At 69.3% G+C, this 20,427-nt stretch carries 20 protein-coding genes; 12 read left to right on the top strand and 8 right to left on the bottom strand.

Annotation, left to right across the window (positions count from 1 at the left end; translation table 11 throughout):
• Positions 1–45: 45 nt before the first annotated feature.
• Positions 46–1,392 carry a hypothetical protein gene (locus KXS11_RS08960; RefSeq protein ID WP_437385215.1) on the top strand — a complete coding sequence of 449 codons (1,347 nt, stop codon included), beginning with the start codon at positions 46–48 and terminating at the stop codon, positions 1,390–1,392.
• 126 nt (positions 1,393–1,518) lie between these two features.
• Here KXS11_RS08960 and KXS11_RS08965 read toward each other — a convergent pair whose 3' ends face one another.
• A complete protein-coding gene (locus KXS11_RS08965; RefSeq protein ID WP_437385216.1) occupies positions 1,519–1,995 on the bottom strand; it encodes a GNAT family N-acetyltransferase in 477 nt (158 codons plus the stop codon).
• Positions 1,996–2,117: 122 nt separating this feature from the next.
• Here KXS11_RS08965 and KXS11_RS08970 point away from each other — a divergent pair, with 122 nt between their 5' ends.
• On the top strand, positions 2,118–2,567 hold the full coding sequence (locus KXS11_RS08970) for a hypothetical protein (protein WP_437385217.1): 450 nt from the start codon (positions 2,118–2,120) through the stop codon (positions 2,565–2,567).
• A gap of 24 nt (positions 2,568–2,591) precedes the next feature.
• On the opposite strand, the gene KXS11_RS08975 is transcribed toward KXS11_RS08970, so the two are convergent.
• On the bottom strand, positions 2,592–2,888 hold the full coding sequence (locus KXS11_RS08975; protein ID WP_437385218.1) for a helix-turn-helix domain-containing protein: 297 nt from the start codon (positions 2,886–2,888) through the stop codon (positions 2,592–2,594).
• 79 nt (positions 2,889–2,967) lie between these two features.
• On the opposite strand from KXS11_RS08975, the gene map reads away from it, so the two are divergent.
• Both map and KXS11_RS08985 read left to right on the top strand, forming a co-directional pair.
• The gene (map, locus tag KXS11_RS08980; RefSeq protein ID WP_437385219.1) at positions 2,968–3,738 is read left to right on the top strand and encodes a type I methionyl aminopeptidase; all 771 of its coding nucleotides are present in this window, start codon (positions 2,968–2,970) and stop codon (positions 3,736–3,738) included.
• Positions 3,739–3,820: 82 nt separating this feature from the next.
• Positions 3,821–4,342, top strand: coding sequence for a helix-turn-helix domain-containing protein (locus tag KXS11_RS08985; protein WP_437385220.1), 522 nt, complete (start codon positions 3,821–3,823; stop codon positions 4,340–4,342).
• A gap of 35 nt (positions 4,343–4,377) precedes the next feature.
• On the opposite strand, the gene KXS11_RS08990 is transcribed toward KXS11_RS08985, so the two are convergent.
• Positions 4,378–5,649 carry a GNAT family N-acetyltransferase gene (locus KXS11_RS08990; RefSeq protein WP_437385221.1) on the bottom strand — a complete coding sequence of 424 codons (1,272 nt, stop codon included), beginning with the start codon at positions 5,647–5,649 and terminating at the stop codon, positions 4,378–4,380.
• Between the two features lie 165 nt (positions 5,650–5,814).
• Between KXS11_RS08990 and KXS11_RS08995 the strand changes: the two genes are divergently transcribed.
• The gene (locus tag KXS11_RS08995) at positions 5,815–6,246 is read left to right on the top strand and encodes a MarR family transcriptional regulator (RefSeq protein WP_437385222.1); all 432 of its coding nucleotides are present in this window, start codon (positions 5,815–5,817) and stop codon (positions 6,244–6,246) included.
• On the top strand, positions 6,243–6,905 hold the full coding sequence (locus tag KXS11_RS09000) for a family 16 glycoside hydrolase (RefSeq protein ID WP_437385223.1): 663 nt from the start codon (positions 6,243–6,245) through the stop codon (positions 6,903–6,905). The genes KXS11_RS08995 and KXS11_RS09000 overlap by 4 nt, the downstream gene beginning before the upstream one ends.
• Positions 6,906–7,006: 101 nt before the next feature.
• On the opposite strand, the gene KXS11_RS09005 is transcribed toward KXS11_RS09000, so the two are convergent.
• From KXS11_RS09005 to KXS11_RS09015, 3 genes are all read right to left on the bottom strand, one after another.
• On the bottom strand, positions 7,007–7,357 hold the full coding sequence (locus KXS11_RS09005) for a cupin domain-containing protein (RefSeq protein WP_437385224.1): 351 nt from the start codon (positions 7,355–7,357) through the stop codon (positions 7,007–7,009).
• 61 nt (positions 7,358–7,418) lie between these two features.
• Positions 7,419–7,871 carry an Lrp/AsnC family transcriptional regulator gene (locus KXS11_RS09010; RefSeq protein ID WP_437385225.1) on the bottom strand — a complete coding sequence of 151 codons (453 nt, stop codon included), beginning with the start codon at positions 7,869–7,871 and terminating at the stop codon, positions 7,419–7,421.
• Positions 7,872–7,975: 104 nt separating this feature from the next.
• Positions 7,976–9,433 carry an aldehyde dehydrogenase family protein gene (locus tag KXS11_RS09015; RefSeq protein WP_437385226.1) on the bottom strand — a complete coding sequence of 486 codons (1,458 nt, stop codon included), beginning with the start codon at positions 9,431–9,433 and terminating at the stop codon, positions 7,976–7,978.
• 228 nt (positions 9,434–9,661) lie between these two features.
• Here KXS11_RS09015 and KXS11_RS09020 point away from each other — a divergent pair, with 228 nt between their 5' ends.
• The 3 genes from KXS11_RS09020 to KXS11_RS09030 all read left to right on the top strand — a co-directional run bounded on the left by KXS11_RS09020 (position 9,662) and on the right by KXS11_RS09030 (position 14,146).
• Positions 9,662–11,125 carry an APC family permease gene (locus KXS11_RS09020; RefSeq protein ID WP_437385227.1) on the top strand — a complete coding sequence of 488 codons (1,464 nt, stop codon included), beginning with the start codon at positions 9,662–9,664 and terminating at the stop codon, positions 11,123–11,125.
• A 36-nt stretch (positions 11,126–11,161) separates the two neighbouring features.
• Positions 11,162–12,595 carry an NAD(P)/FAD-dependent oxidoreductase gene (locus KXS11_RS09025; protein ID WP_437385228.1) on the top strand — a complete coding sequence of 478 codons (1,434 nt, stop codon included), beginning with the start codon at positions 11,162–11,164 and terminating at the stop codon, positions 12,593–12,595.
• Between the two features lie 171 nt (positions 12,596–12,766).
• A complete protein-coding gene (locus KXS11_RS09030) occupies positions 12,767–14,146 on the top strand; it encodes an NAD-dependent succinate-semialdehyde dehydrogenase (protein WP_437385229.1) in 1,380 nt (459 codons plus the stop codon).
• A 68-nt stretch (positions 14,147–14,214) separates the two neighbouring features.
• Here KXS11_RS09030 and KXS11_RS09035 read toward each other — a convergent pair whose 3' ends face one another.
• Positions 14,215–15,786 carry a PucR family transcriptional regulator ligand-binding domain-containing protein gene (locus KXS11_RS09035; protein ID WP_437385230.1) on the bottom strand — a complete coding sequence of 524 codons (1,572 nt, stop codon included), beginning with the start codon at positions 15,784–15,786 and terminating at the stop codon, positions 14,215–14,217.
• A 26-nt stretch (positions 15,787–15,812) separates the two neighbouring features.
• Here KXS11_RS09035 and KXS11_RS09040 point away from each other — a divergent pair, with 26 nt between their 5' ends.
• Together KXS11_RS09040 and KXS11_RS09045 are read left to right on the top strand one after the other, a co-directional pair.
• Positions 15,813–17,171 carry an aspartate aminotransferase family protein gene (locus KXS11_RS09040; RefSeq protein ID WP_437385231.1) on the top strand — a complete coding sequence of 453 codons (1,359 nt, stop codon included), beginning with the start codon at positions 15,813–15,815 and terminating at the stop codon, positions 17,169–17,171.
• A gap of 109 nt (positions 17,172–17,280) precedes the next feature.
• Positions 17,281–18,813, top strand: coding sequence for a CoA-acylating methylmalonate-semialdehyde dehydrogenase (locus KXS11_RS09045; RefSeq protein WP_437385232.1), 1,533 nt, complete (start codon positions 17,281–17,283; stop codon positions 18,811–18,813).
• Here the strand turns inward: KXS11_RS09045 and KXS11_RS09050 are convergent.
• Positions 18,788–19,807, bottom strand: coding sequence for a helix-turn-helix transcriptional regulator (locus KXS11_RS09050; protein ID WP_437385233.1), 1,020 nt, complete (start codon positions 19,805–19,807; stop codon positions 18,788–18,790). The two genes, KXS11_RS09045 and KXS11_RS09050, sit on opposite strands and share 26 nt — an antisense overlap.
• A 108-nt stretch (positions 19,808–19,915) precedes the next feature.
• On the opposite strand from KXS11_RS09050, the gene KXS11_RS09055 reads away from it, so the two are divergent.
• Positions 19,916–20,392 carry a VOC family protein gene (locus KXS11_RS09055; protein ID WP_437385234.1) on the top strand — a complete coding sequence of 159 codons (477 nt, stop codon included), beginning with the start codon at positions 19,916–19,918 and terminating at the stop codon, positions 20,390–20,392.
• The last annotated feature ends 35 nt before the right edge of the window (positions 20,393–20,427 follow it).

Consider the following 20,427-nt stretch of genomic DNA (forward strand, 5'->3'; position numbering starts at 1 on the left):
CCCCGCTGCACGTCCTGCTCCACCTGCCACGATCCGAGTCCACCCATGCCTGCTCGTCTTGTCCAGATCACCATCCGCAACAACACCTCCTTCCCACTGCGTTGGATCACCGATTCCGACGACACGACCACCTGGCAGGACCCGTGGTTCCCGTCGAAGCTCAACGGTCTCCGGCCCGGCCAGCAGGCCGCGTTCCGGTCGGAATCACCGGACTTCGGTGTGTTCGTCGGCACCGAGGGAAGCGCAGTCTTCGAGGTCGGGAGACCGGTGAGCGAGCAGTTCCCCGGCCCGCCCGACCGCCTCGAGGTCCGCTGGGAGCTGCCGTACATCGGCGTCCCGCACTGCTGGCCCGAGATCAAGCGAGGCGGCAACGACACGGTGTCCGCTCTGGCGAAGGTCGTCGGCATCCTGAACATGGAGGGGACGTCACGCCAGGAGTTCGGCTGGGAGGCACTGACGGTGCTCGGCAACCTGCCGCTCGCCTGGGCGTCTGAGATCAGCCCCAACGCCGTCGAGTTCATCGTCGAGGTGCGCGACGCGGCGACCGTGAACCTGTTCCCGACAGGCACGCCCGCCCCGAAGGCGAACCCGGCAGACGCCTTCCACTTCCTGGCGCAGCACCTCGACGGTGCGGTCGGCGGCTTCCCGAACTTCATCGACCCGAAGGTCGGCCCGAACTTCATGCGCGGTGGCGTCCTGCTCACCGCGGCGGCGGCCGAGTGGCGCGACGTGCCGCTCTCCCAGCTGGGCAGGCCGGAGTTCGAACGCCAGGACGGACCGATCCTGGTCGATCGGCCGAACCGCATCGACCGTCCCCCGATCAGCGGCCCGGTGCTCGTCGACCGACCGGCGGTCGTGGGCAGGCAGCGGTTGGTCACACGGCCGAGCGACGTCAGCGGACCCGCGGTGACCCCGAGGCTCGACCCGGGCCGCGTCGTCGTCGACGAGCCCGTCGTCGTCGTACCGCCCGCGCCCTCCGGCGGAAACCGCACGGTCGGGTTCACCCGGTTCACGAACCAGCCCTCGCTCGACGACTTCGCCGCCCGCATGCGCGCGAGCAACGACCACGCCGCACGGCACGGGTTCCTCAGCGGCTTCCCCACGTTCTTCCACGCCGACCACGGGCAGGGGATCGTCTGCGGCACCGTCCTGATCCGTCGCGATGCGGGTGAATGGCGGGACGTGCCGCTGAGCGAACTCGGCGTCGCCCTCGACGACATCCCTGGCCGCTTCCGGGCGACACAGCAGTGGGCGAGCTCCCGCGGGTTCATCGGCGGGTTCCCGAACTTCTTCCACGCCGACCACGGTGCCGGCATCGTGTGCGGGACCATCCTCCTGAAGGCTGGGCCCGCGAAGCGAGTGGAGATCATCGCCGGGCGCGACCCGAGATAGGCGCCCGGCGATCCCGCCGCCGGGAACCCGAGCCCGGCGAGCCGTTCGCCCCGGGCGGTCGCACTGCGTCCAGCTGAGTGACCGTCCGGGGCGAACCCGCGCGTGTGACCGGTCGGTCCGAGCCGGTCAGGAGTCCGGGTGTCCGACCCGTCGCTCCAACAGGGTCGGCTCCTCCGCGAACCCCGCGCGCAGATACATCGGTGCAGCGTCGGCGTTCGCACTCACCGTCACCCGCAGCACGCCACGCTCGTCCGCCGCGGCGAGTGCCGCCTCGACGAGCCGCTGCGCCACCCCGCGGCTACGGAACTCCGGCCGGACGAACACGCTCTGCACGTCCCCGGTGAGGCGTCGTCGAGCGTCGTAATCTGGTGCGCGTTCGAAGACCACCAGCCACGCCATGCCGACGAGCTGCTCGCCGACCGCCGCGACGAAGCACACACGCGCGTCGGGCTCGGCCGCGATCCACTGCCGCAGATCGTGGGCGAATAGCGCGCGCTCCCACTCCTTCGGTTCGATGACGGGCGGCGACCACAGGAGCTTCAGCTCCGCCACCTGCGCGGCGTCCTCCGGCGCGGCGCCACGGATCACGACATCGGCTTCCATGCGAGGAGTGTCGCACGCCCGCCCCACCGCGGTCAGGCCCTTGCGTGCGCCTCCCTCGCCGTCAGCACGCGTCCTCGCCCGGGCTGAGTAGGCTGTGCGGAACTGACATCGGGGGACGTCACATGCGCAGACGCATCACAACAGCACTCGGGGCACTCGTGCTCCTGGCCGCACTCACCGGCTGCACCGGCACTGGGCAGAACGCGACCACCTTCGCAGACCTCGACCGCGAGCAGACCTCGAAGGACCAGCTGACGGCCGACGAACTCGGCGACGGTGGCGGCAGATTCGAGATCGACCCGGACTCGACCCGCTTGGTCGCAGTGCAGGGCGACACCGAGATCTTCCTCGCAGCAGCGACCGAACAAGGACACGATCGGATCTGCCTCATCGTGTTCGGCGCGCAGGGCCCGTTCCAGAGCTGCGGCGCCGACGACATCACGATGGGCGACAGCGTCGACTCCTACCGGGTGCTCTCGGACGCGGTCGTCGACACCGCCCTCGACCCGGACGAGGGATGGACGCGGCTGAGTGACAACGTCTTCACCCGCCCGGTGGTCGCAGGCGAGTAGCGGTCGTCGCGGAGCGCCGCTTCGCTACGAGACGAGGCGCTCGCGCAGGCGACCGGCTTCGCGTTCGGAGCCGTGATCCGCAGGGTTGATCGCAGCCCACACCTCGTCGAGCGAGAGCCCGAGGACGCCCGCGACCGCCGCGATCGTGGAGAACGACGGCGTCGCGACCCTGCCTGATTCGATCTTCCGCAGCGTCTCCGGCGACAGTCCCGCATCGAGCGCCGTGTCGAGCATCGAGCGCGCACCGCGAGCCTCACGAAGGAGCGAGCCGAGGCGCTGGCCGCGTTCGACGTCGGCGGGGGTGAGTGGGAGGCGGACCATGCCCCGAGTGTAGTACGGGATACTTTGACCGGTATAGTTATTGGCTGCACGACGTTCGCAGCCGATGAGAGGCACCCCCATGATCGAGATCCTGACTCCCGCCGAGATCGACAAGGCCCGGCGCACCGGTGAGCTCGTCGCGAACATCCTGCACACACTCAAGCGGCGGGCGACGGTCGGCACGAACCTCCTCGAGATCGACGCCTGGGCGAAGCAGATGATCCTCGACGCCGGCGCCGTCTCCTGCTACGTCGACTACGCACCCTCGTTCGGCCGCGGCCCCTTCGGCCACTACATCTGCACCGCCGTGAACGACGCCGTCCTCCACGGCCTGCCCCACGACTACGCCCTCGCCGACGGCGACCTCCTCACCCTCGACCTGGCCGTCCTCCTCGACGGCATCGCAGCCGACTCGGCGATCAGCTTCGTCGTCGGCACGGCGAACCCCGACGACCTCGCCATGATCGAGACCACCGAGCGCGCCCTTGCCGCCGGCATCGCCGCAGCCCGCCCCGGCGCGAAGATCGGAGACATCTCCTTCGCGATCGGCAACGTGCTGAGCGCAGCCGGCTTCCCCGTCAACATGGAGTTCGGCGGCCACGGCATCGGCACCACCATGCACCAGGACCCGCACGTCTCCAACGACGGTCGCGCCGGCCGCGGCTACAAGCTCCGGCGCGGACTCATGCTCGCGATCGAACCGTGGGTGATGGTCGGCACCGACGTGCTCGTGACCGATCCCGACGGCTGGACGCTCCGCAGCAAGACCGGCAGCCGCACCGCACACAGCGAGCACACCATCGCCATCACCGACGACGGCGCAGAGATCCTGACGCTGCCGACCGTCTGACACAGGACTGTCGGGTCGGTGTCGGGTGATCGTCGGGTCGATGTCGTGGCCCTGTCGCCCCGCCTGTTCCTAGGGTTGCAGCATGAATGAGACACGAATCGGCGAACTGCGCAGGGCGAGGGGCTGGACGCAGGAGCGCCTCGCCACCGAGAGCGGCGTCAACGCCCGCACCATCCAGCGACTCGAGGCCGGGAGCGATGCCAGCCTGGAGACCATCGGGCTCATCGCGGACGCACTCGGCGTCCCCGTCGGCGAGCTCTTCACCCGCGTCGAGACGAAGACGTTCGAGGACTCGATCGATGGGCTCGACGCACGCAAGCGCACCCAGCAGGCCAGCCGCGACGGCGTCTCACGCGGTGTGGCCCTCGCCTTCCAGGGCGTCGGCATCCTGGTGACCCTCGGCACGGTGGTGCTCGTCTTGACCGGCGCCTTCCGTGGTCTCGGGTGGCTCGGCTGGTTGATCATCCCCGCCTACTGGGGCGCTGGCGGCGCGCTCCTCAACGGCGTCTTCGCGGCCATCGTCGATCCTCGCCTCGACGCGAAGTACCCGCTGTCGGTCCGGTCGCCGATCAGGTGGTACCAGCCGGGCACCGAACGCAACTGACGGCCGCGCAGCGCGCGGCCGTCGACTGTCCCGTCCTAGAAGTGGGTGCGCAGGAACGGTGCCCGTTCCGTCGCGAAGGCGAGGTCGAGTGCGCGCACGGCATCCGCATCGCCGGTGATGAGCGCCGCATCGGCCAGGGTGGACACTCGTGAGCCGCCGAGGAGTACGGCTGCGAGGTCGTTGATCGTGAGGCGCACGGCTGCGGCTGCCGCGGCATCCTCGCTCTCCTCCGCGGCGACGTCGCCGAGACGCTCGACGGTCGCACTCCCGTCCTCGGCGACACGCAGGACGAAGCGGCCACCGGCGATGCCGAGTGCGTCGACGACGTCGAGGACGTACTCACCTGAGACGGCATAGCGGCGGGAACCGAGCACCGCGGGTACGTCCACGATGCGCAACCAGAGCGCGTCGCCCTGCACCGTGGTGGAGACGGCACGGCGGTCGACGAGACGCCAGAGGATCGCCTCCTCGGCCGAGGCCTGATGGAAGGTGACCCGCTTCGTGAGACTGATGCCGGTGAGGTGACGCCACAGCGCGAAGCGTGCCTCGGGTGTCGTGCTGACGAGGTCGTCGACGACGAGGTTGCCGTACTCCTCGTTCGGCGCGACGCGGTAGAGCGCGTAGCCCTGCGGTGTGCCGTCGGCGTCGTCGTAGCGGAGGGCGAGCGTCACCCCTTCACCGTGGCTGAAGTGTCGGAGCTGCACCTCGCGGAGGGCCTGCTGCCACCAGGCGACGCCGCGGTCGATGTCGCCAGCGGTCCGCGTGCGTTCGAACAGTTCCTGCGCGACCCCGGCGAGTGAGCGCGGGTCGATCGTGTGGACGCGACCGGTCGGCTTGTCACTGCGCCAAGCCACGCGTTTCGTGTCGACCACGTGCGTGTACTCCCAGCTTGCCGGGGCGAAGCCGAACCTGCCGTAGATCGTCGCTTCACTCGCGGTCAGCGCGACGATCGAAGCGCCGGTCTCCACAGCGTGGTGCAGACGCCCCTCGAGGAGGGAACGGGCGATGCCGCGGCGCTCGTGGGCGGTCGACACGGTGACCTCGGTGATCGCGACGGCCCTCACGGATCCACCCGGGACGGTGAGCACCATTGGGTATGAGCCGAGCGTGCCGACGGGGATCAGCGGCTCGGCAGCGGTGTCGTCGTAGACACCCAGCACCGAGACGCCGACGAGGGCTTCTCGGCGCTCGCGCCGCTCGGTCTCGTCGGGCACATGCCGCATCAGGAAGCCGCGTTCCGCAGCGGAGCCCCATCGGTCGAGGGCGGCGGTGTCGGTGTGGTCGAGCTCGACGGTGCGCAGGTTCATGCGTCAAGCCTATTGGCCGCACCTCCGCACCCGCCGGGGCGGCTCGAGGACAGGACGTCCGCGCGAGCGCAGGACGAAAGCACGCGGAAGGTCCGGCTGTCGTGCAGATCTCCTGCTCCCGCGATGCCCTCGACGTGACTATATTCCATGGAATAGACTCGGCTCATGCCAACCGACTCCGCGCAGCTCCTGCGCTTCTTCGACGCCCTCGTCCGCTCAGAGACACTGCTCTGGACGGGCGCCGACGCCCACGTCCGCGCGAGCGGCAGTCCTGCGCTGGGATCACTCAGTGCACTCCGGGTCATCGAACGCCGTGCCGGTGCGTGCCGCGTGCAGGAGGTCGCAGACGACCTCGTGATCACCGTCGGAGCCGCCAGCAAGATCGTCGACCGCCTCGTCCGCGACGGGCTCGCGGAGCGACTGCCGCACCCGACCGATCGTCGCAGCTCCTTCATCGGCCTCACGCCGGGCGGCGCCGCAGCGGTCCGTGAGGGCACGGACCGCCTCGGCGAAGCGATCCGTGAAGCGGTCGGCGAGACGATCGCGCCGGAGCTGCTCCACGACCTGACCGATGCGCTCGAAGGGATCGGGCGATGAACGGACCGGACACGACCCACGCGATCGACATCGTGTCGGACTCGCAGCTCGAACTCCGCTCCGTCGTCGCTGCTCCCGACGCCTCTGCGGGCCGCTCCTGCGTGCGGGTGCGGTTGGACCCTCAGGTGGAAGCGCACGGCGTCCCGGGCGTCGACTACGTCGACCAACCCACGTTCGCGATCCTGCCCGACATCACGACGGATGCCGTCATCGAGGTCGAGATCCTGAGCCGACTCCGCCCCGACGCCCCGGAGTACGCACGCGGGTTCGCCGGCATCGCGTTCCGGATCAGCGACGACGCCGAGCGGTTCGAGGCGGTCTACCTGCGGCCGACGAACGGCATCCGCACCGGAGTCGACGAGCCGCGCCGGAGTCGAGGCCTCCAGTACTTCGCCTATCCGGACTGGCCGTTCGACCGCCTGCGCACCGAACGCCCGGACGGTGGCTACGAGTCGGCGGCCGACATCGCACCAGACGAGTGGATCAGGCTGCGCATCGAGGTGCGGGGGCGCCACATCACCGCGCGGGTGAACGACGACGAGGTGGTCGAGTTCGGCACGGGCCTCGCGGAGCCACGACCGGGACGCATCGGGTTCTGGGTCGACATCGGCACCGACGCGGTCTTCTCGAAGCTGCGGGTGACGCCACTCGACGACTGACGTCCCACCTCCGCCCGGCAACAGGACATCCGCGCGGGAGCAGGATGGACGCACCGGGAACGTCCTGCTGCCGTGCGCATCTCCTGCTGCGGAGCGCGCACTCAGGCGATGTAGACCTTCCGGAGCGTCTCGCGGACGGTCCACGTGGTCCGGCTGCCGGCGGCGAGCCGTCCGACGGAGCCGGCGCGGAGGTCGAGGGATGGCGTCCCGTCGGCGAAGTCGACGGTGGCCTCGCCCGACAGCACCACGAACACCTCGTCGACCTCGGTGTCCTGCACCACACCGACGCCCAGCTCCCAGATCCCCACCTCGGCTCCGCCGACGGTCGCGAGCGACGCGATGCCGCTGCGGGGAGCACCTGCGACCACGTCGTCGGGCGCGAGCGGATTGTCGGCGAGGACCACGTCGGCACCCTGGAGAACGGCGTTGTGAGCGAGCGCATGGTGGGTCATGAGGGGTCCTCTCAAAGTACGGGACGGAACAGCGGATCGCGACGGCAGAGCAGGCGACGGACTACCCGACGCCCCAGCCGTAGGCGAGCTTGTGGGCTTCGAGCACGAAGAACGTCTCGGTAGACCGCACACCGGGCGTCGTCTGGAGCGTGTCCAGGAGGAAGGTCTTGTAGTGCTCCATGTCGCGGCACACGACCTCGACCATGACATCGAAGCCTCCACTGGTGAGCACGACGTAGCTCGTCTCGGTGTGCGTGGAGAGCTCCTGACAGACACCGCGTGCCGCCCCCGGCTCACACCGGATGCCGATGAGCGCCAGGTGGTCGAAGCCGATCGACAGCGGGTTCGCGATGCCGACGATCTGCAGGATCCCGGTCTCCTCGAGCCGCTGGATGCGGTACCGCACCGAGGATGCGGGGAGGCCCGTCTCGGCGGCGATCTCCGAGAAGGCCTTGCGGCCGTCCTGCTGCAGGATGGCGATCAGGCGACGGTCGATGTCGTCGAGGTCGTTCACGGTCGCTCCTCCAGCAGTGGGCGTGTGTGCATCTCGCAAGCGTATCGAGGAAGCGAGACGGCCCGGGCGGAACGAGGACCGCCCGCCTGGGTCGACATCGTCGCTCAACCGACGTGGATCGCGCCGGTGCGGAGGTCCGTCATGTCGTGCAGCGTGTACATGCCGCCGATCCGACCCCAACCGGTGCCCTTGCCGCCCGCACCACCGAACGGCATGTTGATGTCCCACCAACCGTTGGAGTCGTTGACGATGACCTGGCCGGTCTCGAGTTCCTCCATGAAGCGGTAGGCCTTCGACAGGCTCTCGGTGAACACGGCCGACTGCAGCCCGAGCGAGTCCGCGTTCGCGATCCGGAGGATGTCGTCGTCGTCCTTCGCCGTGAGGATCGGCAGGACCGGCCCGAACGACTCCTCGCGTGAGAGCAGGCTGTCCTCGGAGACGCCGTCGACGATGGTGAAGTCGTAGTACAGGTCGGTGGGGTGGCCCGTCGCACGACCGCCGCCGAGCAGGACGTCGAAGCCGAGGGCGCGCGCCTCGTCCAGGTGGCGGTCCATCTTCGCTGCGACACCCTCGTTGTTGAGGGGGCCGAGGTTGATCCCCTCGTCGAACGGGTTGCCGAGGCGGACGGTCGCCGTGGCGTGCGCGAGCGCGGCCTCGACGAAGGCGTCGTGGACGCGGTGGTGCACGATGAGCCGTTCGGTCGCACAGCACACCTGGCCGCCGCTGTAGAAGGCCGAGTCCACGGCCGCCTTCGCCGCACGCTCGATGTTCGCGTCCTCGAGGACGACGATCGGCCCGTTCCCGGAGCACTCCATGAGCGAGCGCTTGAGACCGGCGGTCCGGACGATCTTCGCGCCGGTCGCCGACGAGCCGATGAACCCGATCGCGTCGATGCCGTCGTGCGCGACGAGCTCGGAACCGAAGGGACCGTCGCCCGGGAGGACGCTGACGAGACCGGCGGGGACCCCGGCCTCGACGAGGCAGTCCATGGCGGCGAGGACGGCGAGGGGCGTGTTGCTCGGCGGCTTCACGATGCACGCGTTGCCGGTGGCGAGCCCCGGGGCAACGAACTCGGAGAACATGAGCAGGGGGAAGTTCCAGGGCGTGATGATGCCCCAGACGCCGACCGGCGCCCGCCACGTGAACATGCGCTTGTCGATGTCGCTCGACGGCAGGGTCTCACCGTAGAGGCGGAGCGCGTCCTCGGCGTGCAGGTGGAAGAGCTGCGCGGCTTCGGAGATGTCGGCGATCGACTCTGCGAGCGGCTTGCCCTGCTCCAGCGTCTGCAGACGGGCGAGCTCGTCGACCCGCGCCGCGATCGCATCTCCGACACGGTGGCAGATCTCCGCTCGCTTGAAGACGCCGAGCTTGCGCCATTCCCGCTGCGCCTCGTGCGCCCGCCGCACCGCCTCGTCGAGTTCGGCGGCGCCCGCGAGCGGGATCGAGGCGATGACCTGGCCGGTCACCGGGCTGATCACCTCGGTACGCTCCGAGCTGGATCCGTCGGTGAACTCACCGGCGATGAAGAGCTGGGTGCGAGTGGGAATCGGCAGCGTGGTCATTGCGAACCTCCTGTGTCGTGTTTCTCTGCTGGGGACGCAACGGTGCGTCTGAAGAATCGGGTTCAGCCTAGGACCTTGCGATTCCACGAACAAGCAGTATTGTTTCGTCAAAGTTACGATTACAACAACTGCAACGTCTTGATCTTGTTGTACCAGCAATACTTCGGCACGGTAGTGCCATCCCGGCGAGACAGAGACGTCTCCCTCCCACGAATCGAGAAGAGCGACATGTCGACCGAACACATCGAACAGACCGAACAACCCGATCACCTGCCGAAGCGCATGCGCTGGTTCGACGGCTTCGCCATGGCGATGACCATGCCAGCGGCCCTGATCGCCACCCTCGGAGCCTCCATCACCGGCCTCGGCGGCTGGGGCGCTGCGGTGCTCTGGGCCATCTCCATGATCCTGGCCATGGGCGTCAACTGGATCTACACCGAGCTCGCGACCATGTTCCCGAACTCCTCCGGAGGCATCTCGTACTACGCGGCCGAGGCGTGGAAGTCCCGCGCACCCTGGGTCGCGCCGCTCACCGGCGTCGGCTACTGGCTCCCCTGGGGCACGAACCTCGCCACCTACGGCGCCGTCACCGGAGCGCTCGTCCAGGCGCAGTGGTTCCCGAACGAGGACTGGGTCATCCAGCTCGGCCCGATCTCCATCACCTTCCCCATCCTCATCGGCCTCATCGTCATCGGGGTGATGTACCTCATCAACATCATCGGCGTCCGCGTCACCATGGCCTTCGTCTACGTGACGGCCGGCATCCTGATGATCCCGCTGTTCGTCTTCATCGTGTTCCCCCTGTTCAGCGCCGACTGGGCACCGCTCGACCTCACCTGGAAGCTCAACGGCTTCGAGGGCCTGCACACGGCGATCGTGTGGCTGTACATCATGGCGTGGACCACGTTCGGCATCGAGGTCTGCGCGACCTTCGCGCCGGAGTACCGCGACTCCGTGAAGGACACGACGAAGGCCATCAAGGCCTCGGTCCTCTTCTGCCTCGGCATCTTCTTCGTCATCCCGCTCACCCTCGGCGGATACGCGGGCGAAGCCGCCATCGCGGACAACCCGGCCACGTTCTTCGTCGCGAGCTTCGCCTCGCTCGTCGGTGGCGCTGCAGACGTCATGGTGCTCTGCCTCATCGCCTCGCTGCTGCTGATCATGACCACCTCGGTGGCCGACGCCTCCCGCGTGCTGTTCAACATGGGCAAGGAACGGGTCACCGTGCCGGCGCTCGGCGTGCTGAACCGCCGCGGGATCCCCGTGCGCTCGCTCAACGTGATGCTCGTGATGAACGTCGTCATCCTGGTGCTGCTGCAGAACCCGCTGGCGATCATCGTCACCGGCAACCTCGGCTACATCCTCACCCACTTCTTCGCCGTCTCGGGCTTCTTCCTGCTCCGCAAGGACCGTCCGAACGCCGTCCGTCCGATCCTCCTGCCGCGGTTCTTCGTCCCGCTGTCGGTCGTGCTCTCGGTGCTGCTCGCCATCATCCTCGTCGTCGGCGCCACCGGCTTCTCGATCACCGGATACGGCGGCTTCCTGGAACTCGGCGTCGCGCTCGGGCTGCTGGCACTCGGGGTCGTGATCTGGGTGTTCGTCCAGCGCCGCACCAAGCGCGAGGCCGGGATCAGCGGCTCCGGTGCGGCGCGGACCGACACCGAACGCACCGACGCCGCACGCACCGACTGACCACATCGAACCACGCACCACAGGGGAACCCACACCATGAGAACCACCTACGAACTGGCCGAAGAGCACGCCGACACCGCACACCTGCGGAGACAGCTGGCATCGGCCGCACCCGAGCCGTACTGGCTCGACGACCCGGCACGGCCCGAGCCGCTCCCCCGTCTGGAAGCGGACATCGACACGGACCTGGCCGTCGTCGGCGGTGGGTACTCGGGCCTGTGGACAGCGTTGCTCGCGAAGGAGCGCGACCCGGGCCGCCGGGTCGTGCTCCTCGAGGGCCGGCGGATCGCCTGGGCGGCGTCCGGTCGCAACGGCGGGTTCTGCGAGCCGAGCCTCACCCACGGTGCGTCGAACGGCAGGAGCCGTCTGCCCCACGAGTTCGACCGCCTGGAGGAGCTGGGGCGCGAGAACCTGCGCGAGATCGGCGAGACCATCGCCCGGTACGACATGGACTGCGACTGGGAGGAGACCGGGCTGCTGCAGGCCGCGACGGCCCCCCACCACGTCGACTGGCTGCGGGAGAGCGCCGAGGAGCACGGCGCCCGGTTCCTCGACCGCGAGGAGATGCAGGCGGAGGTCCACTCGCCGATCTTCCGGGCGGGCCTGTTCGAGCCGTCCGGTGCGGCGCTCGTGAACCCGGCGAAGCTGGCCTGGGAGCTCCGTCGGGTCTGCATCGAGCTGGGGGTGGAGATCCACGAGCACACGCACGTGCGCTCCATCCGGTCGGATGCGACATCGGTGACCCTCACGACGACGCACGGCTCGGTCACCGCGAAGCACGTCGCCCTCGGAACGAACGTCTTCACGGCGCTGATCCCGAGCGCACGGAAGTACACCGTCCCGGTCTACGACTACGCGCTCATGACGAACCCGCTCTCGCCCGAGCAGCTCGATGCGCTCGGCTGGAAGGGCCGGCAGGGCATCTCCGACCTGGACAACCGCTTCCACTACTCGCGGCTGACGACCGATGCCGCCGGGGCGACCCGGATCCTCTACGGCGGCTACGACGCGGTCTACAACTACGGCGGCCGGGTGGAGCCGCGGTTCGACCAGCGGGAGGAGTCGTTCCTGAAGCTCGCCGCCCACTTCGCCCACACCTACCCGCAGCTCGCCGACCTGGGGTTCTCGCACAAGTGGGGCGGCGCGATCGACACCTGCGGTCGCTTCTTCTCCTTCTTCGAGACCGCCCACGGCGGGCGGGTCGCCCATGCGGCAGGCTTCACCGGCCTCGGCGTCGGCGCGACGCGGTACGGGGCGAACGTGATGCTCGACCTCCTGAGCGGCGAACCCACCGAGCGGACGTCGATGGACTTCGTCCAGACGAAGCCAACGCCGTTCCCGCCGGACCCGCTCGCGTTCATCGGCGCGCGCATCTCGCTGTCGGAGATGGCGAGGGCCGACCGCAACGAGGGCAAGCGCGGCCTCTGGCTGCGGACGATGGATGCGGTCGGACTCGGCTTCGACTCCTGACACGGGCGTCGTGGTTCGCTACGGTCGGAGCACGAGCAGGAGCGCGAGCGCGATCGCCACACCGACGGGCCAGCGCCCCGGCTCGACCCGCAAGACCCGCACCACCCGCACCACCTGCACCACCTGCACCACCTGCACCGACAGGACGCACCCCGACAGAAGGAGCCAGCTGTGAGCCAGTACGCCGTCGTCAATCCCGCGACCGGAGAGAACCTCAGCGAGTACCCGACCATCACCGACGATGAATTGGGGAACGCGATCGCCTCGGCAGCCGCAGCGCACGAGGAGTGGTCGCGACGCGCATCGGTGGCCGATCGTGCCGCGCTCATCGCCCGCGTCGCCGCCCTCCACACCGAACGTCGCGGGGAGCTCGCCGAGATCGCGGTCCGCGAGATGGGCAAGACCTACGAGCAGGCGCTCGGTGAAGTCGACTTCGCCGCCGCGATCTACCAGTACTACGCGGACAACGGCGAAGCGTTCTCGGCCGACGAGCCGATCGAGCTGTCGGACGGCACCGGCTCGGCGTTCGTCCGTCGCGCATCGCTCGGCGTGCTGCTCGGTATCATGCCGTGGAACTTCCCCTACTACCAGGTCGCGCGCTTCGCCGGCCCGAACGTCGTCAACGGCAACACCATCCTGCTCAAGCACGCTCCGCAGTGCCCGGAGTCGGCAGCCGCGATCGCGCAGATCTTCGACGACGCGGAAGCCGAGCTCGGCGCACACGACGCGGTGTACGTGAACATCTTCGCGACGAACGACCAGATCGCCACCGTCATCGCAGACCCACGCGTGCAGGGCGTGTCCGTGACGGGCTCCGAGCGAGCGGGTTCCGCCGTCGCAGAGCTGGCCGGCAAGCACCTCAAGAAGGTGGTGCTGGAGCTCGGCGGGTCAGACCCGTTCATCCTGCTGTCCACCGACGACCTCGACGCCGCCGTGCAGGATGCGGTGAACGCGCGCCTCGACAACAACGGCCAGTCCTGCAACGCCGCCAAGCGGTTCATCATCATCGACGAGCTGTACGACGCCTTCGCCGAGAAGTTCACCTCGGTCTTCACGGCCAACGCTCCGGCGGACCCGATGGCGGACGACACCCAGCTCGGCCCGCTCTCCTCCGCGGCGGCGACCGAGCGACTCAGCGAGCAGCTGGGGCGCGCGAAAGCGCAGGGTGCGACGATCCTCGCCTCGGGCGAGCCGTCCGGCAACTTCTTCCCACCAGCCGTCCTCGCGGACGTGACACCCGAGATGGACGCCTTCCACGAGGAGTTCTTCGGGCCGGTCGCCGCGCTGTACCGCGTCGCATCCGAAGAGGACGCCGTCCGTCTCGCGAACGACACCCCGTTCGGCCTCGGCTCCTACGTCTACACGACCGACCAGGAGCAGGCCCTTCGGGTGGCGGACTCGATCGACGCCGGCATGGTGTGGATCAACCTCGTCCTCGGCGACGCGGCGGAGCTGCCGTTCGGTGGCGTGAAGCGCTCCGGCACCGGCCGCGAAATGGGCCGCCTCGCCATGGACGAGTTCGTGAACAAGAAGCTCATCCGCATCGCGTAGACACCTCGACAGGCTCGGTGACCGGACCGAACGGCCTCACCCGGTCCCTGAGCCTGTCGAAGGGCGCGTCAGTCGGTGGCCGCCTCAGCGAGCTGGAGTGCGCTCCAGAGCTCGGCTCGGCCGGCGAACCGCGAGAGGTCGAGATCGAGCAGCGACTCGAGCGTGCTGATGCGCGCGCGGAGCGTCTGCCGGTGGATCCCGAGGCGGGCAGCGGCCTGGTCGGTCACGCAGTTCGCCTCCAACCACACCCGCGCCGTGTCCACGTGGACCTCGCGAGCCTCGGCGCCGAGTCCACCCAACGGCTCCAACAGCCGGTTCGCGAGCACCGAACCACCCGAAGCACTCAGCAGCCCGAGCAGCCCCTGCTCCGCGAGCGCCTCGTACCGCACGAGTCGCGGCGTCTCCCCGGCAGACGCCCGAGCCCGCGCGGCCTCAGCCAGCCCATCGCGCAGGCCCTCCCAGCTCGTCTTCGCCGACACCCCGCCCGACAGTCCGTGGCGGCTGACGACCGCGTCCCAGAGCCCGGTGTCCGCGTCGCTCGACACGATGACGATCCGGTCGTCCTGCTCCGCGAAGAACAGCTTGCCCCCGTGCGCCGCGGCCTGGACGTCGAGCTCCGACAGGAAGCCCAGCTCACCCTCCGGGATGTCGACGACCGCGACGCGGATCGGGTCGGGTGGCAGTGGGCCCCACAATCGCTGGGCGGTGCGTTCGGCGACGGCGCGGTCCCCGGAGAGCAGCAGTTCGAGCAGCCCCGAGCGCAGCTGGCGCCGCGCGAGGTCGAGCGCGCTGTGCTGTTCGAGCGCGATGCTCGCCAGGCCGATGACGCTTGCGACGAGGTCGTGCTCGGCATGGTCGAGCGGCACACGGGACCCGACCGCGAGGATGCCTCGGAGCTCGCCCCGTCGGCCGAGCGTCAGCAGCGTCGCCCCCTCGGCCCCGTCGGCGAGGTGGAGGCCGGCTCGCGACCCGCGGCGCAGCACATCGGCGACAGCGGCTTCCACCCCCTCCGGCACCGGCTCCCGCGTCCTCGTGGTGACCCGGTTGCCGAGCGCGTCGTACAGCGCGACCCAACAGCCGAGCTGCTGGCCCAGTTCCTCCAGGATCGCGGTCAGTCCGTCCGGTCGGAGCGCCGCCCTCGCAACGGCGCGCTGAGCCGCGAGCGACCATTCGAGCGATGCCACCCGGGCTGCCGCGACAGCGTCGGCCACGAACCGGATGATCCCGATGAACGGCGTGCGCTCCCCCACCTCGAGCAGGGTGAAGCCGTGTCGCTCGCACGCGTCGACGAGCCGCTTCGGGATGTCGGCGTGGATGATCCCGGTGGCGAAGCCGAGCGCGAGCACCCCGCGGGCGGCGAGGCGGCGGACGTATTCGTCTGCGCGACGGTCGGCGAGCTCCTCGCTCATCGTCCCGGAGAACTGCAGGCCGTCGGTGAGCAGGAGCTGGTCGGCCTCCAACCACGGCGTCGGGTCGCCGAGATCCGAGTTGTGCACCCAGGCGATCTCGCGGTCGAGCACGTCGGCGTCGCCCGCAACCACCAGGGTGAGTTTGAACACCGGCTGGGCCATGAGCGTGCGCAGGGAGACGTTCGAGGACGCGCGACCGGCGTCGTCGATGATCACGGAACCAGTGGACATCTGCCGAAGCTATCACCAATTCCGCCATGTACATCGGTGGCGTCGCTTGCAAAGCTGCACAGGTGATCAACGACTTCCTCTCCGGCCTCGACAACGCCAGCGTCCGCGACGCCGACACCCAGCGCGTCCTCCACTCCTGGTCCACCCAGAGCACCCTCAACCCCCTGCCAATCGCAGGCGGGCTGGGCAGCACGGTGTGGGACCACGACGGACGCAGCTACCTCGACTTCTCGAGTCAGCTCGTGAACGTCAACCTCGGGTACCAGCACCCGAAGGTGGTGGCAGCGATCCAGGAGCAGGCCGCGCGGCTGACGACCATCGCACCAGCCGCTGCCAACGCGACCCGCGCCGAGGCCGCTCGACTCATCCTCGACCGCGCGCCCGACGGCTTCGAGAAGGTCTTCTTCACCAACGGCGGTGCCGACGCCAACGAGAACGCGATCCGCATGGCGCGCATCGCCACCGGGCGCGACAAGGTCATCTCCACCTACCGCTCATATCACGGCAACACCGGTGCGGCGATCGTCGCGACGGGTGACTGGCGGCGCATCCCGAACGAGTACGCGCGCGGACACGTGCACGTGTTCGGCCCCTACCTCTACCGCTCCGAGTTCTGGGCGACGACCGCGGAAGAGGAGTCGGAGCGGGCGCTCCGCCACCTCGAACGCACCGTCCAGGCGGAGGGGCCCGGCTCGATCGCCGCCATCCTGCTCGAGACCATCCCGGGCACGGCCGGCATCCTCACGCCGCCTCCCGGCTACCTGGCGGGCGTCCGCGCTCTCGCCGATCGCTACGGCATCCTGCTGATCCTCGACGAGGTGATGGCCGGGTTCGCCCGAACCGGCGAATGGTTCGCGTTCGACGCGTTCGACGTGCGTCCCGACCTCATCACCTTCGCGAAGGGCGTGAACTCCGGATACGTGCCACTCGGTGGCGTCATCGTCTCCGAGCAGATCTCGCGGGTGTTCGACGATCAGGTGTTCCCCGGCGGTCTCACCTACTCCGGGCACCCGCTCGCCGCCGCGAGCGTCGTCGCGACGCTCACCGCGATGGCCGACGAGGGTGTCGTCGAGCACGCGAAGGCGATCGGCGCCGATCACCTCGGGCCTGCACTCCACTCCCTCGCCGAGCGTCACGAGCTCATCGGCGAGGTCCGAGGCAGCGGCGTGTTCTGGGCCGTCGAACTCGTCGAGGACCGCGACACCCGCACACCTCTCGATGCGGCGGCGATGGGCCGGTTCAAGTCCTCGCTCCTCGCGGCCGGCCTGCTGCCCTTCATCAGCGAGAACCGTCTCCACGTCGTGCCGCCGGCCGTCATCACGACCGACGAGGTCGCCAACGGCATCGCGATCATCGATGCCGCCCTTGCGGAGCTTCGCGCATGAGCGGCGGCCCAGAGCAGTTCTGGGACGCGGTCTCGGGACTCCCGACGCCCGCCCCGGCACCACACGAACCCAGCACCCCTGCAGCCCCCGACTCCCAGGAGCACTCCGCATGACCACCACCGCACTGAACACCTCCTCCTCCGACGCCGCCGAACTCCCCGTCGTCCCGCACTGGATCGACGGCGCCGAGGCGCCCTCGACGTCCGGCCGCACCGCGCCCGTCTACGACCCCGCCCTGGGCGTCGCGACCAAGCACGTCGCCCTCGCGAACGCCGCTGAGATCGAGCGCGCGGTGGCGTCCGCCGCTGCGGCGTTCCCGGCTTGGCGCGACGTCTCGCTCGCGAAGCGTCAGCAGATCGTCTTCAGGTTCCGTGAGCTGCTGGACGCGAAGAAGGGCGAGCTCGCGGAGATCATCACCTCGGAACACGGCAAGGTCGTCTCCGACGCACTCGGTGAGATCACCCGCGGTCAGGAGGTCGTGGAGTTCGCGACCGGGCTCGCGCACCACCTCAAGGGCGAGTTCTCCGAGCAGGTGTCCACCGGTGTCGACGTGTACTCGACGAAGCAGCCGCTCGGCGTCGTCGGCATCATCTCGCCGTTCAACTTCCCGGCGATGGTGCCGATGTGGTTCTTCCCCATCGCGATCGCCGCCGGGAACACGGTCGTCCTGAAGCCGAGCGAGAAGGACCCGTCAGCGGCGATCTGGCTCGCGAAGCTCTGGAAGGAGGCTGGTCTTCCCGACGGCGTGTTCACGGTGTTGCACGGCGACAAGGAGGCCGTCGACGGGCTCCTCACCCACCCGGAGGTGCGGTCGATCTCCTTCGTCGGCTCGACCCCGATCGCGAAGTACGTCTACGAGACCGGCACCGCGCACGGCAAGCGTGTCCAGGCGCTCGGCGGCGCGAAGAACCACATGCTCGTCCTCCCGGACGCCGACCTCGACCTCGTGGCCGACTCCGCGATCAACGCGGGCTTCGGTTCCGCGGGCGAGCGGTGCATGGCGATCAGCGTCATCGTCGCCGTCGAACCCGTGGCCGACGAGCTCATCGCGAAGATCGCGGAGCGCGCGGCGACGCTGCGCATCGGCGACGGCCGCCGCGGCTGCGACATGGGACCGCTGGTGACGAAGGTGCATCGCGACAAGGTCGCCTCCTACCTCGACATCGCCGAGGCCGACGGGGCCACGATCGTCGTCGACGGCCGGAACACGCCTGTCGACGGCGACCCGAACGGCTTCTGGCTCGGCCCCACCCTCATCGACCGAGTGCCCACCACCTCGAAGGTGTACACGGAGGAGATCTTCGGACCCGTCCTCGCCGTCGTCCGCGTCACCTCCTACGAGGAGGGCGTCGCACTCATCAACGGCGGCGCATTCGGCAACGGCACCGCCATCTTCACCAACGACGGCGGGGCGGCGCGCCGCTTCCAGAACGAGATCCAGGTCGGCATGATCGGCATCAACGTGCCGATCCCCGTCCCGGTCGCGACGTTCTCCTTCGGCGGCTGGAAGGACTCCCTGTTCGGCGACACGAAGGCCCACGGGGCGGAAGGGGTGCGGTTCTTCACGCAGCAGAAGGCCATCACGTCGCGCTGGCTCGACCCCTCCCACGGCGGCATCAACCTGGGCTTCCCCCAGAACTAGCCACTGTCCCACCGGGCGCGGATGCTGCCGCTGCGGCGAAGCGGCGGCCCAGGGTGGCGAACGCCTCGGCGAGTTCTGGCGGACCCACGACTTCCACGTCCGCGTCGAATCGGCCGATCGTGGCGGCGAGTCCCGGCCACGACCACGCGCCGAGGAAGAGCCGACACCGACCGTTGGGGAGTTCCTCCACCACCCCGTCACCGACGTAGGGCGACACGTCGCGCGCGGGCAGGTGGAGGATCACCTCCCCGTTGCACGGCCACACGTCCGCGCCGTCCGACCCCTTGAACCGGGCCGCGACGAATGCGCGCACGTCGCGTCCCGGCACCTGGCGGGGCTCGAAGGTGGGGCCGGTGTGCGTCCGCGGGATGATGCGGTCGGCTCGGTACGTCCGCCAGTCCTCCCGATCGAGGTCCCATGCCACGAGGTACCACCGGCCGGAGCGGGTGACCACGTGGTGCGGCTCCACTCGGCGCAGGGGCCTCGGCTCGCCTGCAGGATCGGATCGATCGGTGACGTACTCGAACCGCAGCACCTCGCGCGCCCGCACCGCGGCACCCAGCGCGAGGAGGACATCGGTGGCGACCGGGTGGTCTCCGGCGGTGTGCGATCCGGGAACGGCGGTGACTCGGAGTGCGTCGATGCGGTGTCGTAGCCGCGCCGGCATCACCTGCCGCACCGTCGCCAGCGCTCTCGACGCTGGTTCCTCGAATGCCGTTCCGCTCACCCCGACGGACTGCAGCGCGACGGCCAGGACGACCGCCTGATCGTCGTCGAACAGCAGCGGCGGGAGTTCGGATCCGGCGTCGAGCCGGTACCCGCCATCGGGGCCTTTGATCGCCCGGATGCGATAGCCCAGCTCCCGGAGACGGTCGACGTCGCGACGAACGGTGCGATCGCTGATACTCAGGCGTTGCGCGAGCACGTGCGCAGGCCAGTCGCGGCGAGCCTGCAGCAGGGACAGCAGCGTGAGCATTCGGGAAGACGGGGCCATCTCCCTATTCTCGGTGCAGAAGCGGACAAGAACTGGCCGCTTTTGCTGGGAGTGTGGGCTCCGCACGGCACCTCCGCCGTGCTTCACCCCGACAGGAAGTGGCTCATCATGACCGCATCTCTCGCTCCCCACCTCAACTTCGACGGCAACGCCCGCGCAGCCCTCACCTTCTACGCCGACGCGCTCGGCACGGCGCCCGTCATCCGCACCTACGGCGAATTCGGCATGCCCGACGGACTGCCCGACACCGACAAGGTCGTCTGGGGCCAGGTCGCCACGGACGACGGGGTGCGGATCATGGCCTACGACGTGCCCTCGCAGACGACCGAGGGTGCCACCACGCAAGCCGGCGCCACGCGTCGCGAGAACGGACTGACCGTCACCGATCAGCCCTACTTCCTCGCGCTCAGCAGTGCCACGCTCGACGACGCCAAGCGACTCTGGGACGCCCTGGCCGTCGGTGCCACCGTGCTCGAGCCACTTGCCGCGTCGGCGTGGTCGGCCGGCTTCGGCATGCTCACCGACGCCTTCGGTGTCACCTGGGTCATCGACGTGACGAGCGCAGACGCCCACTCGGAGGCCTGACCGTCAGGGTGCGGTGCCTGCTTCGAGCGCGGTGC

Origin of the sequence: Plantibacter flavus (assembly GCF_051487245.1) — a bacterium.
GTDB lineage: Bacteria > Actinomycetota > Actinomycetes > Actinomycetales > Microbacteriaceae > Plantibacter > Plantibacter flavus_B.

What these genes read in the sequence shown, in the direction of transcription:
- KXS11_RS08960 (WP_437385215.1), top strand. Translation starts at nt 46, where the DNA reads ATGCCTGCTCGTCTTGTCCAGATCACCATCCGCAACAACACCTCCTTC.
- KXS11_RS08965 (WP_437385216.1), bottom strand. Translation starts at nt 1,995, where the DNA reads ATGGAAGCCGATGTCGTGATCCGTGGCGCCGCGCCGGAGGACGCCGCG.
- KXS11_RS08970 (WP_437385217.1), top strand. Translation starts at nt 2,118, where the DNA reads ATGCGCAGACGCATCACAACAGCACTCGGGGCACTCGTGCTCCTGGCC.
- KXS11_RS08975 (WP_437385218.1), bottom strand. Translation starts at nt 2,888, where the DNA reads ATGGTCCGCCTCCCACTCACCCCCGCCGACGTCGAACGCGGCCAGCGC.
- map (WP_437385219.1), top strand. Translation starts at nt 2,968, where the DNA reads ATGATCGAGATCCTGACTCCCGCCGAGATCGACAAGGCCCGGCGCACC.
- KXS11_RS08985 (WP_437385220.1), top strand. Translation starts at nt 3,821, where the DNA reads ATGAATGAGACACGAATCGGCGAACTGCGCAGGGCGAGGGGCTGGACG.
- KXS11_RS08990 (WP_437385221.1), bottom strand. Translation starts at nt 5,649, where the DNA reads ATGAACCTGCGCACCGTCGAGCTCGACCACACCGACACCGCCGCCCTC.
- KXS11_RS08995 (WP_437385222.1), top strand. Translation starts at nt 5,815, where the DNA reads ATGCCAACCGACTCCGCGCAGCTCCTGCGCTTCTTCGACGCCCTCGTC.
- KXS11_RS09000 (WP_437385223.1), top strand. Translation starts at nt 6,243, where the DNA reads ATGAACGGACCGGACACGACCCACGCGATCGACATCGTGTCGGACTCG.
- KXS11_RS09005 (WP_437385224.1), bottom strand. Translation starts at nt 7,357, where the DNA reads ATGACCCACCATGCGCTCGCTCACAACGCCGTTCTCCAGGGTGCCGAC.
- KXS11_RS09015 (WP_437385226.1), bottom strand. Translation starts at nt 9,433, where the DNA reads ATGACCACGCTGCCGATTCCCACTCGCACCCAGCTCTTCATCGCCGGT.
- KXS11_RS09020 (WP_437385227.1), top strand. Translation starts at nt 9,662, where the DNA reads ATGTCGACCGAACACATCGAACAGACCGAACAACCCGATCACCTGCCG.
- KXS11_RS09025 (WP_437385228.1), top strand. Translation starts at nt 11,162, where the DNA reads ATGAGAACCACCTACGAACTGGCCGAAGAGCACGCCGACACCGCACAC.
- KXS11_RS09035 (WP_437385230.1), bottom strand. Translation starts at nt 15,786, where the DNA reads ATGTCCACTGGTTCCGTGATCATCGACGACGCCGGTCGCGCGTCCTCG.
- KXS11_RS09040 (WP_437385231.1), top strand. Translation starts at nt 15,813, where the DNA reads ATGTACATCGGTGGCGTCGCTTGCAAAGCTGCACAGGTGATCAACGAC.
- KXS11_RS09045 (WP_437385232.1), top strand. Translation starts at nt 17,281, where the DNA reads ATGACCACCACCGCACTGAACACCTCCTCCTCCGACGCCGCCGAACTC.
- KXS11_RS09050 (WP_437385233.1), bottom strand. Translation starts at nt 19,807, where the DNA reads ATGGCCCCGTCTTCCCGAATGCTCACGCTGCTGTCCCTGCTGCAGGCT.
- KXS11_RS09055 (WP_437385234.1), top strand. Translation starts at nt 19,916, where the DNA reads ATGACCGCATCTCTCGCTCCCCACCTCAACTTCGACGGCAACGCCCGC.